The 13,919-nt window shown below is 41.3% G+C and carries 14 protein-coding genes; 10 read left to right on the top strand and 4 right to left on the bottom strand.

Annotated features, from left to right (window positions below; translation table 11 throughout):
* Nucleotides 1–245 precede the first annotated feature (245 nt).
* On the bottom strand, nt 246–590 hold the full coding sequence (gene yqfB, locus AB6C75_RS21260) for a N(4)-acetylcytidine aminohydrolase (protein WP_371691292.1): 345 nt from the start codon (nt 588–590) through the stop codon (nt 246–248).
* 687 nt (nt 591–1,277) lie between these two features.
* Nucleotides 1,278–2,069 (bottom strand): DUF6933 domain-containing protein, encoded by a 792-nt coding sequence (locus AB6C75_RS21265; protein WP_372109127.1) that lies wholly within the window; start codon nt 2,067–2,069, stop codon nt 1,278–1,280.
* A 424-nt stretch (nt 2,070–2,493) separates the two neighbouring features.
* Here AB6C75_RS21265 and AB6C75_RS21270 point away from each other — a divergent pair, with 424 nt between their 5' ends.
* From AB6C75_RS21270 to AB6C75_RS21285, 4 genes are all read left to right on the top strand, one after another.
* The gene (locus tag AB6C75_RS21270) at nt 2,494–3,738 is read left to right on the top strand and encodes a tyrosine-type recombinase/integrase (RefSeq protein WP_372109129.1); all 1,245 of its coding nucleotides are present in this window, start codon (nt 2,494–2,496) and stop codon (nt 3,736–3,738) included.
* Between the two features lie 85 nt (nt 3,739–3,823).
* Nucleotides 3,824–4,207: a hypothetical protein gene (locus tag AB6C75_RS21275; RefSeq protein WP_017101243.1), complete on the top strand. Its 384-nt coding sequence runs from the start codon at nt 3,824–3,826 to the stop codon at nt 4,205–4,207.
* Nucleotides 4,208–4,219: 12 nt separating this feature from the next.
* On the top strand, nt 4,220–4,648 hold the full coding sequence (locus AB6C75_RS21280) for a hypothetical protein (RefSeq protein WP_372109131.1): 429 nt from the start codon (nt 4,220–4,222) through the stop codon (nt 4,646–4,648).
* Between the two features lie 60 nt (nt 4,649–4,708).
* Nucleotides 4,709–5,149 (top strand): DUF2787 family protein, encoded by a 441-nt coding sequence (locus tag AB6C75_RS21285; protein ID WP_108188067.1) that lies wholly within the window; start codon nt 4,709–4,711, stop codon nt 5,147–5,149.
* 603 nt (nt 5,150–5,752) lie between these two features.
* Here the strand turns inward: AB6C75_RS21285 and AB6C75_RS21290 are convergent.
* A complete protein-coding gene (locus AB6C75_RS21290; RefSeq protein WP_372109140.1) occupies nt 5,753–6,634 on the bottom strand; it encodes a helix-turn-helix transcriptional regulator in 882 nt (293 codons plus the stop codon).
* 267 nt (nt 6,635–6,901) lie between these two features.
* On the opposite strand from AB6C75_RS21290, the gene AB6C75_RS21295 reads away from it, so the two are divergent.
* The 6 genes from AB6C75_RS21295 to AB6C75_RS21320 all read left to right on the top strand — a co-directional run bounded on the left by AB6C75_RS21295 (nt 6,902) and on the right by AB6C75_RS21320 (nt 12,120).
* On the top strand, nt 6,902–7,168 hold the full coding sequence (locus AB6C75_RS21295; RefSeq protein WP_016791002.1) for a hypothetical protein: 267 nt from the start codon (nt 6,902–6,904) through the stop codon (nt 7,166–7,168).
* Nucleotides 7,169–7,464: 296 nt separating this feature from the next.
* Nucleotides 7,465–7,659: a hypothetical protein gene (locus tag AB6C75_RS21300; protein WP_016791001.1), complete on the top strand. Its 195-nt coding sequence runs from the start codon at nt 7,465–7,467 to the stop codon at nt 7,657–7,659.
* A 631-nt stretch (nt 7,660–8,290) separates the two neighbouring features.
* Nucleotides 8,291–8,752 (top strand): hypothetical protein, encoded by a 462-nt coding sequence (locus AB6C75_RS21305; protein WP_017099698.1) that lies wholly within the window; start codon nt 8,291–8,293, stop codon nt 8,750–8,752.
* A gap of 19 nt (nt 8,753–8,771) precedes the next feature.
* Nucleotides 8,772–9,047, top strand: coding sequence for a hypothetical protein (locus AB6C75_RS21310; RefSeq protein ID WP_065679816.1), 276 nt, complete (start codon nt 8,772–8,774; stop codon nt 9,045–9,047).
* Nucleotides 9,048–9,239: 192 nt separating this feature from the next.
* A complete protein-coding gene (locus tag AB6C75_RS21315; RefSeq protein WP_372109134.1) occupies nt 9,240–11,894 on the top strand; it encodes a DNA polymerase in 2,655 nt (884 codons plus the stop codon).
* An 85-nt stretch (nt 11,895–11,979) separates the two neighbouring features.
* Nucleotides 11,980–12,120: a hypothetical protein gene (locus AB6C75_RS21320; RefSeq protein ID WP_372109136.1), complete on the top strand. Its 141-nt coding sequence runs from the start codon at nt 11,980–11,982 to the stop codon at nt 12,118–12,120.
* 238 nt (nt 12,121–12,358) lie between these two features.
* On the opposite strand, the gene AB6C75_RS21325 is transcribed toward AB6C75_RS21320, so the two are convergent.
* Nucleotides 12,359–13,369 carry a hypothetical protein gene (locus AB6C75_RS21325; protein WP_372109138.1) on the bottom strand — a complete coding sequence of 337 codons (1,011 nt, stop codon included), beginning with the start codon at nt 13,367–13,369 and terminating at the stop codon, nt 12,359–12,361.
* Nucleotides 13,370–13,919 lie beyond the last annotated feature (550 nt).

A 13,919-nucleotide genomic window follows, 5' to 3' on the forward strand; every position in this document is an offset into this window, starting at 1 on the left:
TAAATTGCCATTAACAGGATATGAATGAGTTCTTGTTCTAGCTGATAAAGGGGCATAAATAATTTACGAAGCAACCTATACCGCAATTTTGCAATAGCCTCTTGCAAAAATAGGTGTTGGACAATTTGGCAACAAGCTGTCGCCAAAATCATTCTCATGATGTCTTCATGTGTTCTAAGTACGCAATGGGGCATTTCTTAGTTACAGATTGCCGCGGATGAATGTTTATACTAAGGTGCCATGAGTTACCCAACAACTTTAAAGCTGACAAAATACAAACTAGATTCCGTTGGGTATATCTTTCGTAATAGCCATTTGAGCATAAAAACAAATGGTAAATTCTCCGCTTTGGCATGTTTTCTACAGAGATTTTCAAACTCAACATTCTCAACATCAACTATTTCTAGTCTGCAGATTTTCCGCTCATCTTCGAGAGTAAATGCTTCAACAACCTGTCCAGGGTAATAATGGCTTTCAGATTTATCTCTAATCGTTGCAGTTTTTTTACCAGAAAGAATCTGGCGCTCTAACCTAGTGAAAAATGTCATTCTATCCAATGATTTACACCAACTCTCTCCAATGTCTTCCAAGTTTACACCAGCATTAAATGAATCGGCAATAAGCTCTTTCTTTTTTAAGCTTCAATCTAACCCAATGGACTAGTGAGGGAAATCATTGGGGATATTTTCTGTGTCGCATAACTTTTAATATGGAAAAAGTCCGTGAACAGGATATGAATGAGTGAAAGGTCTACCAAATAATGGGGCAAAAGTGAGTCAGAAAATTCCGAGTGCTTAAATGAGTCTAACTTATAGAATTGTAGCTAAATAAAATACCGAAATAGACTGAAATACGAGTCGATTGGTTTTTGAATTGCTCTAACATGCTGTTTTTATGTTTGGTTTTGTAGAATTCCAAATCCGCGTGTTGGGAGTTCGAATCTCTCCACCCCTGCCACATCTTCCCTTAGGGGATATGAAAAGCCTCAACTTCGGTTGAGGCTTTTTGCCATCTAGTATTATGAAAAATAGAGATTTTCAGATCTCCTACCTATCAACCCCATCAAAAGCTCATCAGAAGCGCTCATAAAGCCTCTCCAAAATACTTCCGGTACATATCCTGAACTTTCAGCTTCAACCTCGTGGTGAGCTATACAGCTATGAATAGCGCTTGCGGCTACTTAGGGTGAATATTGCCAACAACACCTTTCATAGAAATTCGACAACGGTATGGTCCATATCCGGTCATGTAGTTGGAGTCGGTGGCCGATATAATATTTATGGTTTGGTAGGAAATACGATTACATTATTTGGTATGCACCCTGACTGATTTTCGATATCCCACTCTTCGTTAACGGTATTCATCTCTAAGGTGGTGAGATCTCCCGACATAGATTGCTTAAGTTGTCGTATACGCTCAGAGATACTTCTAACTTGCTTTTCATCGTATTCACAGTAGTTTCGTAACCAATGAAACAACATCTGGTTCGCAGGATAGATCATGTCCTTAAGCCCTTTATATTGCTTAGGCATGCTATTCATATCCGCATCAAAGCACATAACTTGTTCAGTATCAGGCAAGCATCCGGAGTTCTCAGCTGTATCCTTAAAGAACCAAGTTATTTCGTTGAGATGTGACTGTAAACTTCTGTCCGAACGAGTAAAGAAGCGGTACTCGTTATTCAACCTTAAGAATTTCTTCAACATCGGGTCAAAAGTATCATCATTCATGATCATTAGATCTTCGCCAAAATACTGTACTAAGTTGGCTATACGTTCAATAAAGTCAGTGATAAATCGTTGGTGCTCACCTTTCTTCAGGTCTACGAAGGTCATTACATAGCGAGTATCCTTCTCTATAGCAAAGATAATAGGTTTACGCTGGACTCTGATCACATGTACTAACCATTCGCTGATTTCTTTGGGCGTATTGCCGTCGTTATCTTTTAGATGGTAGATATCATCTGATATCAATTTACAGGGAGTAGGATTGATTGGTGATATCTTTTCTCCTTGTCGAGTTATGGTGAAGAAATCACTAGCAGCTTTAGTACAGTTGAAAATCAGCATGGTATGTTTTTTCTAGTTGTTTAAGTTGTATCAGGTTAAAGGCTGTTTCAATAAAAGCCAACCTGTAGATAGTACGTAAACGACCATGGAGTTATGATTTTCGTCATTAGTATATGCTGTAACCTTTGTCTGTACTGACCATCAACGATAAATCTCAGTCCTTGTTATAGCAATGTAGGAGTGTTGCCGATGTTTGTTTATTGATGTTGTGGTGATGATTAGAAGTGAGATTACAACGCTGAGCAAAACGAGAATGACGGCAATATACTATTGCTAAAGACTGCTTCTGAGATTTATCCCTGAGTCCCACCATAACAATCCACCTCAACGGCTTCCACATACTACCTCCCTCACATTCGAGTATAAGTGTCCCTTCAAACATATATAAAAATTAAGTGACTGATAGAAATAGGAGTATTTTGTCATGACGCTTAATAGAACAATCAACCTGACCAATTCGATAATGAAAACCTTGTCTGGTCCCAGTGCGGATTCTCGCTCTAACGATTTGGAGTGGTCTGACGGTGGAGGAGATAACAGTGTAATTGGTTTGAAGGTGCTCGTTGGACGTACTGGGAATCGGCGCTTCCATTTACGTTATTTGTCACCTGTGAGCCGGAAGAAATCAAGCATCACCATTGCTAGGTGGCCAGATTTAACAGTAGAAGAAGCAAGAGCTAAAGCGCGTAAGCTCAAGGTACAAATCGCTGAGGGTATTGATCCAAAGATTGAACGGGATTCTCGCTCTGCCGTTGTGATGCCTGATGTGTACACTTTCTTCCACGAGACCTATTTACCGTGGGCTAAAACCCGTAAGAAGTCATGGAAAGATGATGAAACACGGTTCTTGCGATGTAAGCCTATCTACAAAATCCCCATGGATAGGCTCTCAGCACACGCCATCATGAAGCTTCAGTCCCACCTCACGACTGAAACCTATAAGGGTAAACCTTACTCTGTTGGAACGAATAATCATGTTATCGCGTTAATTAAGGTGATTTGTTCACTGTCTTCTAAGGTTCTTGATACCCCAAACCATGCGACTAAGGTTTCTTTGATGCCTGTTAATAATGCTCGGACTCGTTTTCTCGATGTGAACGAGACAGCTCTACTGATAAAGGTTGCTCGTACCTACTATTGTAAGGTGAAAGGTAATCTGATTGCGCTGTTGTGGCTAACAGGTTGTCGAATATCTGAATTGCTGGAGAGGCAGTGGGGTGACGTTTCGTTTGAGGATAGGACACTATTCATCAAAATGACCAAGAATAAGAAGCCGCATTTGGTCTATTTATCACCTCTAATGTTGGAGTTGTTTTCTGAGCTTTGGAAGTTGAAGCAGCCCGGTAATCCGCATGTCTTTCCCGGTAGTCGAGAAGGGACACATATCTCACCACCACGTAAAGCGTTGAAGTTGATACTGGATCACGCTGGTATCGATCCTGAAGGTGTTGTTTTCCACACTGCGAGGCATTCGGTAGCGAGTAATCTACTGAACTCTGGGATGGATGTTACGTCGGTTCAACGTGTTTTAAACCATGCTGATATGTCGAGTACCTTACATTACAGGAAATTTGATAAGACAGCATTAGAACGTGGAGTGAATGCCTTGTCTGATATGGTCGAGAGATCCAGTGAGAATCTAGTGTTACCCGAACTTAAAGTAGTTTGACCTATATATTCTATTAACGATAGCCCCTGAATAGTGAGTTCTATTCAGGGGCTTTTTTTATCTGGAATTTAGATGGAGAGATCGAATGAAAATTGTGAAAAGTCTTATTGATGCTGAACAGTTGGAGTTGCCCTTACCGATTAAAGAGCAATTGATGTATCAGCTATTGCTTCCTTGGTCTGGTGATCGTGATGAGGCTGAGAAATTTTGGGAGGAAGTTTCCACCTGCCTGATCTTGATTGAGCGAGGTGATACCGACCAAGACTTAGCTGACGTTAATGAAGATACCGAGGTCATTCTGTCATATGCGATAGAAAACCCTGAGTTTGTCATTTTGCTACCAGATGAGACTGAATCCTATGTCTTTGCATGCTGTGTCCATGCTGACGATGGGAGTGGCAGTTTTGTTATGGGTTCCACGAGTAACGCTACCCAAGCGATTAAAACGTTAATTGAACTGGCTGAATAAGGAGAAATTTGTATGAGCCAAAAGGTTGAAAAGGATAACGATGTTGATTTGTTCACCATTGTTAAAGAAGGTCAGAGTCCAAAGCTCAGTCCTAAATCTGAGAGCTTTCTAGAGTACCAGATTGCCTATAAAGAAGTTGATCAGGAATTCTATATACGTGTTTCTAAAAACTCGTCGTCAGGGTTGTTCTCGAACAGCTGGGTGCGTCTTGAAGCTATCTTTACACTGCTCGATGATCAAGTAGGTAAAACCCTCAAGTCGACAGCGTTGAAGCCAATAATAACAGGTGGAAGTAGTAATTCGTGTGGGTTCTTAGCGGCTATCCTGCGAACTATCTCTATCCTCGATCCTGTACCCGATAATGTGTTCTTACATCAGGTGTCTGAGCGCTATGAAGTGGTGAAGACTGAGCTTCGATCATTAGCCTCTAACCCTGATTAACCTTTCATACCTAGCCTCGTCCTGAGGCGGTTTACTTAATTATTACAACGAGAATTTATTATGAACTTAACTCTTCAATTTGATGTTGAGCGATTTTTGCTACCGATTAGCATAGACCTTCAAAATGCTTTAAACCGTATTTGTAACGAGTCGGGAAAGGTGTCGTCCTCAACTCAAGCTGTAACCGTCAACTTTCGAGAGCGTGCTTACAGTCCTGAGAACGGTGGCTACCACCCTGTCGAGGTTCGTATCACTAGGCTTAACGACCAATGGGTTTTCGACTACATCACTGACTTTAGTTACTGTGGATTGATGCCTGAGCTAGAGAAAGAAATCGACTTTGATTTTGGTCATGGTGTGGCTTACATCCGTTACATGGGTGAAGTTCCCATTACTGAATCCAGTGTCGCTGAGTTCTATTCGATGTGGGAGAGTAATTTCCTGTCGTACCTATCAATGGACTGCTTTGATGAAATTAAGGTAATGGCGGAAGAGGCATAGAGCTTATTAGTGGTGTGATGAACAGGAACTTGACCGGAGCGAGTAAAGGAAAAATGCTCTGTGGTTTTGTCCTGTTCATCAGTTCATGTGGGTGAATGTGTGATGGGGTCTTAGCACTTAATTGATAAACCTAACTCAAGGATTGTACATCCGTTGTACCGTGTTGGAACGTTTATGTACTGATGGAAACTCCCATTGCGTCGGTGGCAATGGGAGGGAATTTGGTGGTGCTAATTTGAAAAGTGTTATCTAGCGGATAATGATTTGGTGAGATCTTATCGGAGCCTCAGTTATAAAATTACTGATAAATATGTCATTAATAGTACCCAGCCCGGTGGCAGGTTATTATTCTGTTTAGTTACGTTTGGCGAAAAACAGCATCGTTTTGAGTCTTCCCTTAACTGGTATCGGTTCGAAGCTTGGTAAAACACCCCAGTACCCATACCTAACATAGAAAGCTTAAAAACCGGTGCATAGTTGTTTCTTTATGACATGGAGCGACTACAACAGAGAACAGAAACAACATTATGTATTGGTGGTCGCATTTCATCTCAACGAACCATCAACAAACCCAACAACGTACTTCAATTCGCTCAGTGTCTTTTACTTGGTTGAGTCCAGATACGCTTGGAGCTCTTGCTTCAACAAGTAACGTATCCAATCAGGTGAGAGCACCTCTGCATGAGGTAGCCACGTTTTAAGTTGGCGTAGTAACTCTGGAATGTTCTTGGTTTGGTGACTAATGAACACACCCCCTGAATCTAGTTCTTTTAACACCCTGAAGTCATCGGCATTACCTTCATTTAAGAAAGCTCCCACGCCTTTAGCACTCATCTGTATAAGAACTTCAACGGGATTGAGTCGTTCATCTTCATATCCACAACCAGTTAGCTTCTGCTCAACGCTAGGGTCAGGAGAGTATTTATCCTCGTAACGCACTAACTCACGAATCTTAGCCACTCTGAGAGACTCTAGGCGGTTTCTGTGTGTCCCGACAATGAACCACAATCCGCGTTCATTCAACAGTTTGTAGCTGTGGAACTCATCGTAGGTTTTCCCTTCATGGCTAAAGCTAATCACGTTTCGCCGTTGTATCGATTCGATAAGTTTCTCGAACACCGAAGCACATTCACTAATGTCCTCGACTTGTGGGTTCTTGAAGAGAAAGGGCGGTGCGGTTTTGTTGTTCAATACACCATTGCTTAGATAGTGCTTACCCGAAAACAAAGTATCGAATCCCATGTTTAACAGCAGGAGAGATAGCTCATTATTGGTCTGCCTGCCTAAGAACTTAGGGTCTAACGAGTAACAAGCACCGTCACGTTGTATAGGTAGGTAATTTAACCGTTCATTGAAGTCACGATTTAACGTCCTTCTTGTCACCCCAAATTCACGACTTAAATCGTCCAGGTGCAACTTCTCACCTGTATTTAAACGGGTCAGGATGATGCCAAGTCGTTTCGCTAGTTTGTCATGCTCTTTCATTCTACGCATTGTAGATAGGTCGCTCGCCAGGTGGTGTCGCGCTGAGAAAGAACCTGATTATTTCTAGCTAATTTTCATAAGGTTACTGATATTGCTATAGCTTTCATTAGTTATCTCAAGGTATGTCTTACAAGGCATTCATCAATCATTTCAATATTTCTACATCTGAGCGACACACCCTGTCCCTAACCCTCTTTAAACTAATCATCAATCACGTTAACGCCGTCTTTATCGGTGGCGTCATTACGTCTTTAAGGAAAAACAACAATGAAAAAATCAATTGTCCTGCTAGGTCTAACTTCGCTTTTCGCATCTTCAGTATTTGCAGGTGGCACGTTCGGCGGTAATCCGGGCGATATCTCTAAAATGAAAGAGCTACTAGAGCCACAATGGAATGGTAAAGCAGGTATTCAGAACACATCATCTTACGGTGTCATCGTGCAATGGAAAGCGGATGTCTGCGGAACAATGAATGGTCATGTCACTGATGTAACTCAATGCACCTCAGACACCCCGAAAGGTAAAGCACAATAAATTTTGTTGCGGAGCTTGGCTCACGATATCTCAGTTTCGAAATTGGAACTCTCTAGGCTGAGGTATCAATGAGCTCCGCAACACCCAATCAACCAACAACAAGGAGCCTTAACATGGCGATTAAATCAATTACAACACTCGTTACAACCTGTCCTGCATGTGGTGAGCGTGCATATGATGATGGTAGCTGTCAGGTGTGTGGTCACTCTCACTAAAGCTGCATTGGTAAAAATCTAAGGGGCGTATTCTTAATTGAGTACGCCCCTTTTTCATATCTATAGGAAAGGAGAATCATGATGAAAGCATATGATCGAGTCATGCCTCAACAACGATGGTTTAAGCCTAGCGTTTCAACTGGATTGAAAGGCGCACAGTACGGGACTGCACTTGGAGCTAGGTTTGGCCCTCAAGGTGTTGTGCTTGGTGGTGCAATCGGGTTTGTCAGTGGAGCCTTAATCGGTGGTGTTCTGGATGAGCTAGACGTTCTCTAGTGATTGAAGGAGTAGGGGGTATCTCTGCTTCTTTTTTTCTTACGTTGATGATTCAGAGTTCGTATTGACGACGGCTTCGATATGTCGAGTTACGAAGATATTAAAGATAAATTTCACAACCAGTGTTAGCAATGTAGAAGTGTTGCTGATGTTCGTTTCTTTATCTAGTCACGATGATTCACTTTGTCATTGCTGTGCTCATTCTGTTCTAAATTCAGCACTGTCCCATTGCACTAAAAACAATGTTTGAAATTTAGTGTAGTAGGGTTGGGTTTTGTTGCTTCTAAGTAGTACAGCTTTACTTTGTTCAGACATATCCAGTCTATAAGAAGAGATTTATTGATCAACATTTGTTCGATCAAACAAGAAAGAAAAAAATTATTTTAACGAGTGGCATCTTGATTATTCATTCAGAAAGACTTCGTATGTTTTTTGTTCGAAGAAGTTTTACGCCAAGAAGAGGGCGCAAACCGTCGTGATTAAAATTTGCTTATTCACTTTCTTGGTTTTTTTAGTCATTGTTGATGTTTTTAGTTGTTTTAAATCAAGTGGTTATATCTTTTTGCGGTGTTGATTATATGTTTTTGAAGGGTATGCTAAACGTTCTTTAAACACCCGAGAGGACTACAAAATGGCTCGTAAGACACAGAAAAAAGGTTTCATCCAGACACTAGATGGCAACACACTAGCTATGAAATTAATTGCCTCAATTATTCGATTAGAAGACTTAATTATTTTTCTCGAAGGTAAAGGACGACAAGTTTCCTACGCAAAGCTTTCAGATAAAGAGGGTAGAACTGTTGCCGATGCTGATGCTTGTACTGATGAGGTGATCAACTCAGATAGCTTTATCAACCTAGGCAAAGGTAATCACGTTCGTTGTTCTACTATCGAGGCGGTCGAGACTTGTAATGGTCGAGATCATAACGGCATTCTGATTCGTGGTGAGGGTGATGCGATATTGAGCTTCCTGCCTATCTCCCAATTAGAAGCCCGTGAGAAGGTCGCTGACGCGTTACATGATGCGCTGGTTTCTTATGAAGCTGGTAAGTTTGTACAACCTGATCTAACTAAAATCCTATTCACTCACTAATCGTACGAAGGTAAATGATATGAACACTCTGAAACTGAAAGACTTAATCGAAATGATCAAAAAATGTGGTCAAGATTGTCCGCAGGGTAACCGCAGAACAATGGGAGGACTACTCGCTCACTGTATCGAGAGTTGCGAAGATGAACATGGAACAATGCAGCAATCTGCTTATTTAATGAAGTATGTGCGTACCTGTATGAATAACAACGTTGAAAAGAAAGGTGTCGATAGCATTGGCTATTTGCAACTAATCAAGTTTGTTAAGTCATGGGCTCGCACAGCGAAGTTTAAGTAAGAATAATATCGCTGTAATACGGTCTAGCAAACCACTGCCTTCGTGCGCACCATTCTATACCAGCCTTTTCTAAACTAGTCTCATCTCCGAGCACCTCTTTATTACCAATCTTTCTATATCCGATAACCGACGAAGTGTGTCCGGTCATGGATGTACTTCGTCTTTTTTATTTTAACGAATGGATAAATAAAGATGAAAACGTTAGAAACAGCCCCAAAAACAACATATCAATTGATGCGCGAAACTGAGCACGAATTAGAAGACTTCCTGCAGTCCACGTTCTTCGATACCAAATCATTGCTTTTGGATGATCAAGTTAGCAAGTTCGAAGCTGAGCTGCGAGGACGTGAGGAAGCTAAAAAGGAAATAGATAAACGTATTAATCGATACTTAGAGGGGATTAAATCTGCTCCATGGGCGGCAATGCGTGGTAAGGGTAAAGCTATCCATATATCGATAGACTCTGAGTGGGTCTTTAACCATGAGACGGGTAAGAACGATATTCTTTGCTACTCCTACAGTGTTCGCATTGGTGATAAGTCGTTTAGCGGCGTGAAACATACCGACATGGCGAAACTGATTAAGCAGTGTCGTGATCAAGGTCTGTCGAAAGAAGATGAAATGGATAAGCGTAAGCAGCTTACCAAGAAAGGTTACAAGATCGGCTTTGACAAATTTACCCAAGAATTACTGATAAAAGCTAAAGCACGTGGTTTCATCGATGAATGGCCTGAGCATACCTTTATCTACGCTCATTTCCTTCGTGCTGATATTGCTTCTTTCGAGGAGTTTTGGAACATTGGTAAAAATAACAAGAACCATAAGAACGCACTGACAACGGTTCAAGGTACTGTAACTTCAGGTCGTGGTGCTTACGGTATCGATCTGGACTCAATCGGTCGCAGTAAGTACAAAATAGAAAACACCAAGTTCTACTCTTCATCAAATAACGCTTTCGAAACCAAAGTTCGCTTCGTAGATACCATGTTGCTGAGTAGCAAGGCGTCGCTTGATGAGATCGGTGAGTTGGTTGGTTTTCCTAAGATGACGCTACCGGGCAACATGATAGAGCGAATGGATGACCTGTATTGTAAGGATACTAGTTTGTTTAATCGGTACGCGATTCGCGACTCTTGTCTTGCTTTGGAATATGGTTTACGGATGCAGAAATTCGCGTTGGTTGATCTTCGTGAAGATATTGGTCTGGAGCTGAATAGCCTACCTTCGACATTAGGTAACTTGGGGGTGTCGTTGTTCCGAGATTCATGTGGTGGTGCTGCTGAGATGCATCAGTTCTTAGGATATGAGAAGCGCAAGAATCAGTACTACCATGCTAAAAGTAATTCTATCCGCAATTCCGTCGAACTGACAAAGACTGTGAGCCGTGAATATACCGATGCACTAGCTGTGTCCGCATTTTATGGTGGCGCTAATTTTGGCGCGTACTTTGGTCCCACGAAGGTCGGTGATTACAACGATTTCGACCTTTCCGGAGCTTACACCACGGCTCTAGTCGATATTCTCGAAGCAGACTATTTGAATTCGTTTGAGTCTAAGGATATCGAAGATTATCTCGGTCATAAGATGGGCTTTGCTTATGTTCGCTTCAAGCATGATGACAAGGAAAATTTTGGACTTTTGCCTTGCCGCACTTCACTTCGAGGGATTTACTATCCACTTGAAGGTGAAACGTACGTAACAGCGCCGGAACTACAATTAGCTCATGATGCTGGGGTAGAGATCGAGATACTCCATGGTCAGGTGATTCCGTGGAAAAAAGGCTCTACATCTAAGTTTAAAGAATTCACCAAGACCATACGCAAGCAACGAACCAAGTATAAAGAAGAGGGTAATGAGCTGTACGAGAAGCTTTGGAAACTCATTGGTAACACTCTTTACGGTAAGGTTGGACAAGGCTTGCGTGATAAATCGGGTTTCGATTTAGCCTCAGGTTTGAGTAGTAAAATTCCGTATTCACCAGTGACTAATGCACACGCAGCTTCTCATGCCACGGGTTTTGTTCGCGCAACCATGTTAGAAGTTATACGTAAGCTCAATGAGCGTTACGGCGATGACATCAAGATAATTTCAGCGACTACCGACGGCTGGCTTTGCAATGCTACAGAAGAGCAATTAGAGCAATGCTTAGACGGTCCATTAGCACAACGCTTCCAGCAAATCTGTACCGAAGTCAGTGGCGAAGACATGATGCAACTAAAGCACCATGCTAAACAGATTATCTCTATGAAGACTCGTGGACAATTGACAGCTGAATTGGGTGATACAAAACCGGTATGTGCTAAAGCAGGGATAAAAGCACCGAAAGGTGTTGATGAAAATGAATGGATGGTTGAGCTGTTCTTAGATCGTTATCCCGGTCAGAAAGTTGCGTGTAAACACTTAGCATCAGCACGTGACCAATGGCTAAAAGAACTCGACCTTATTTCTATCCACACTGAACAGACACTTAACCTCGAATATGACTTCAAGCGTCGTCCTGTCAATCCTCGTATGGTGGAAGTTCGTCACCCTAAAAGCGGTGAAATGATAGATCATTTATCATTCGATACGGTTCCATGGAATACCGTTGATGAGGGTTTAGATGCTCGTACTTACTTCGATGAGTGGCGTGTAAACAACTGCCTAAAAACGATGGAAGATTGGGACAATTGGATGGACTTCTATAAGGTTCGTAGTTATTTCAAGGGAACTGGTGTTAAATACCTAGAAGATGGTTCAGAGGGCATTTTCAAGGTACAGATGTTACGAGCTATCACTCAAGGGAAATGGGGTCTACCAGAGGCTCCGAAACGCGCTCCACGAGGTCATTACGATAAGATGGTCTGACGGTATTGAAGGTATCACTAAACAAGATTTAGCGAACTCGAAGGGACGTAAGCTACTGGAATCTAAACTGCCTGTAACGCCACGTATGTTGCCACTCCTATCATGGTTAGTGCGTAAATACCCAATGGTCGATATGGCATTGATTTTCCATCCTATCGAGGTTGAAGAAGCAGTTTCCATGCTAGAAGAGTACAGCCGAGAACATACTGAAAAACTAGCAGCGTAGTATCGCGTAACACTTACAGAGCCAGATTCAGAAAGGGGTCTGGCTTTCTATTTCAGAACTGGTGGTAGCAGTGAGTGGAACGATTGCTGTCATTATTTGGTGATATTTCGATGTTTTAGCCGTTTTGATTAGACTGGTGATACCGTTGTAATAAAGACAGCAATATACATTGCTAAAGACTTAGTCTGAAATTTAGCTATAAGCTTATGTTTTTGATTAATAATATTAGATATTACATTTATGAACTGATATTGAAAATCTTAAGTAGTTCGTTTTTTATCGCCCTCATTTGATGCGCTGAAAGAGTATTTGGTTTGTCGATAAAGTGGTAACCAGTTGACCAAAAACCACTTTCCTCTGCATGCAGAGCTTCGTAATGTTTGTAGATATCGCTTGAATAAGCTTCAAAAACATAGACACCAAATTTGGTCAGATCGTTAATGTCTTTTAAGCATTCCTCTTGATGTTCACGATCCTTTCTTAATCCTTTGAACGATAAATCCAAATCGGCTTTCGATAACCATTGGTCGAGGCTGTAGTAATAGAAGTCAAAGTTGAAGTCTTGAGATATGCCAACGAGTAAACAAGCAACCAACGTTTTTTGATTCCCTTCTAACTTGTTTAAGAAACGAATCATGTTTCGAAGCGATGTATTAAAATGATGTGTTGGGCTAGTTGGAGTTATGATCAGATCTATCTCGTACTTGCATATGTTTAAGTGCTCTTGATTTTTCTCTAGGTCGAAGAAGATAAAATCGTAATTCTTCTTTATTTGACCTATAGACACATCTGCGTAAGGTCTGTTGTCCCAATCAATATCTTCAATAGCTAAGATCTTTGGGAAGGCTGTATTGGTAGCGATGAACCGCTTCTCTGCAAGTACAAGTTGTCCTGTTCGGTCGGTAACTATTAATACTTCATAGCCTTTTTGCGTAAGTAGTAGTGCCATATCTCTAGTTAATGTTGAACGCCCAATCCCACCAGGCCCACCTGCAAAACTGATGGTTTTTCCTAGTCGATAGGTATTCCCAAAGGTTGGTGGAAACGACAAGCCTGTTTTTAGACAGAACAATTCTAAAGTGGCATCTGGAATTCTAATATAGGTTGATGATGATTCTGACTCTTCGAATTTCTGCCATTGTCGCAATGATAGATGAACACTTGCTGCTGCTTGCTTCTGAGTTATCCCTACTTTTTGTCTTAATGCTTTGACTTGCACTGGTGTGATTTGAATTGTCTTTCTAGCCATTTTCTTACGTCTTTTTGTTCGTAATTATGTATCTATTGTGAATCATAGTGCGCGTATTGACCACTATCCTGTAGAAAATGACGTCTGCCATTTTGGGTACAAACACTGAAAATAGAGCTCGGAGATTTAGTTTGTGTTTTGGAGTTGAAGATGTACAAGAAGTTATTGAAAAGATTAATGGTTAAGATTTTTAGTCGGTTGGTGTGGGAGATACTCAGCGAAGTGTTTTTCGATTAATTCACAGCGCTACTATGCTCTTCATAATAGACGCTTTGAACGCTACGTAGTACTTACTGATCTTACCAAAGTGAGACTGTGTAGTTGGTCAGACTTTCTATTTTTAAGAGTGTAATGGCAGTTAGTTGAACGATCTCTGTCATTCTTGGGATGTGCTGGTGGCTCGTCCATGAGGGTGAGGGCGTAGTTTTGTTGAAGTATCGTGTACTCAATGATTGTTATTATCAGGGTTTGAAATTGATATTCATCTTCTTTTCTATGACTAGGGCGTGTTGATCTTTGCTGTACATTTCGCGTTCAACAATACATCGGT

Origin of the sequence: Vibrio sp. 10N.237.312.B06 (genome assembly GCF_041464685.1) — a bacterium.
Taxonomy (GTDB): domain Bacteria; phylum Pseudomonadota; class Gammaproteobacteria; order Enterobacterales; family Vibrionaceae; genus Vibrio; species Vibrio tasmaniensis_A.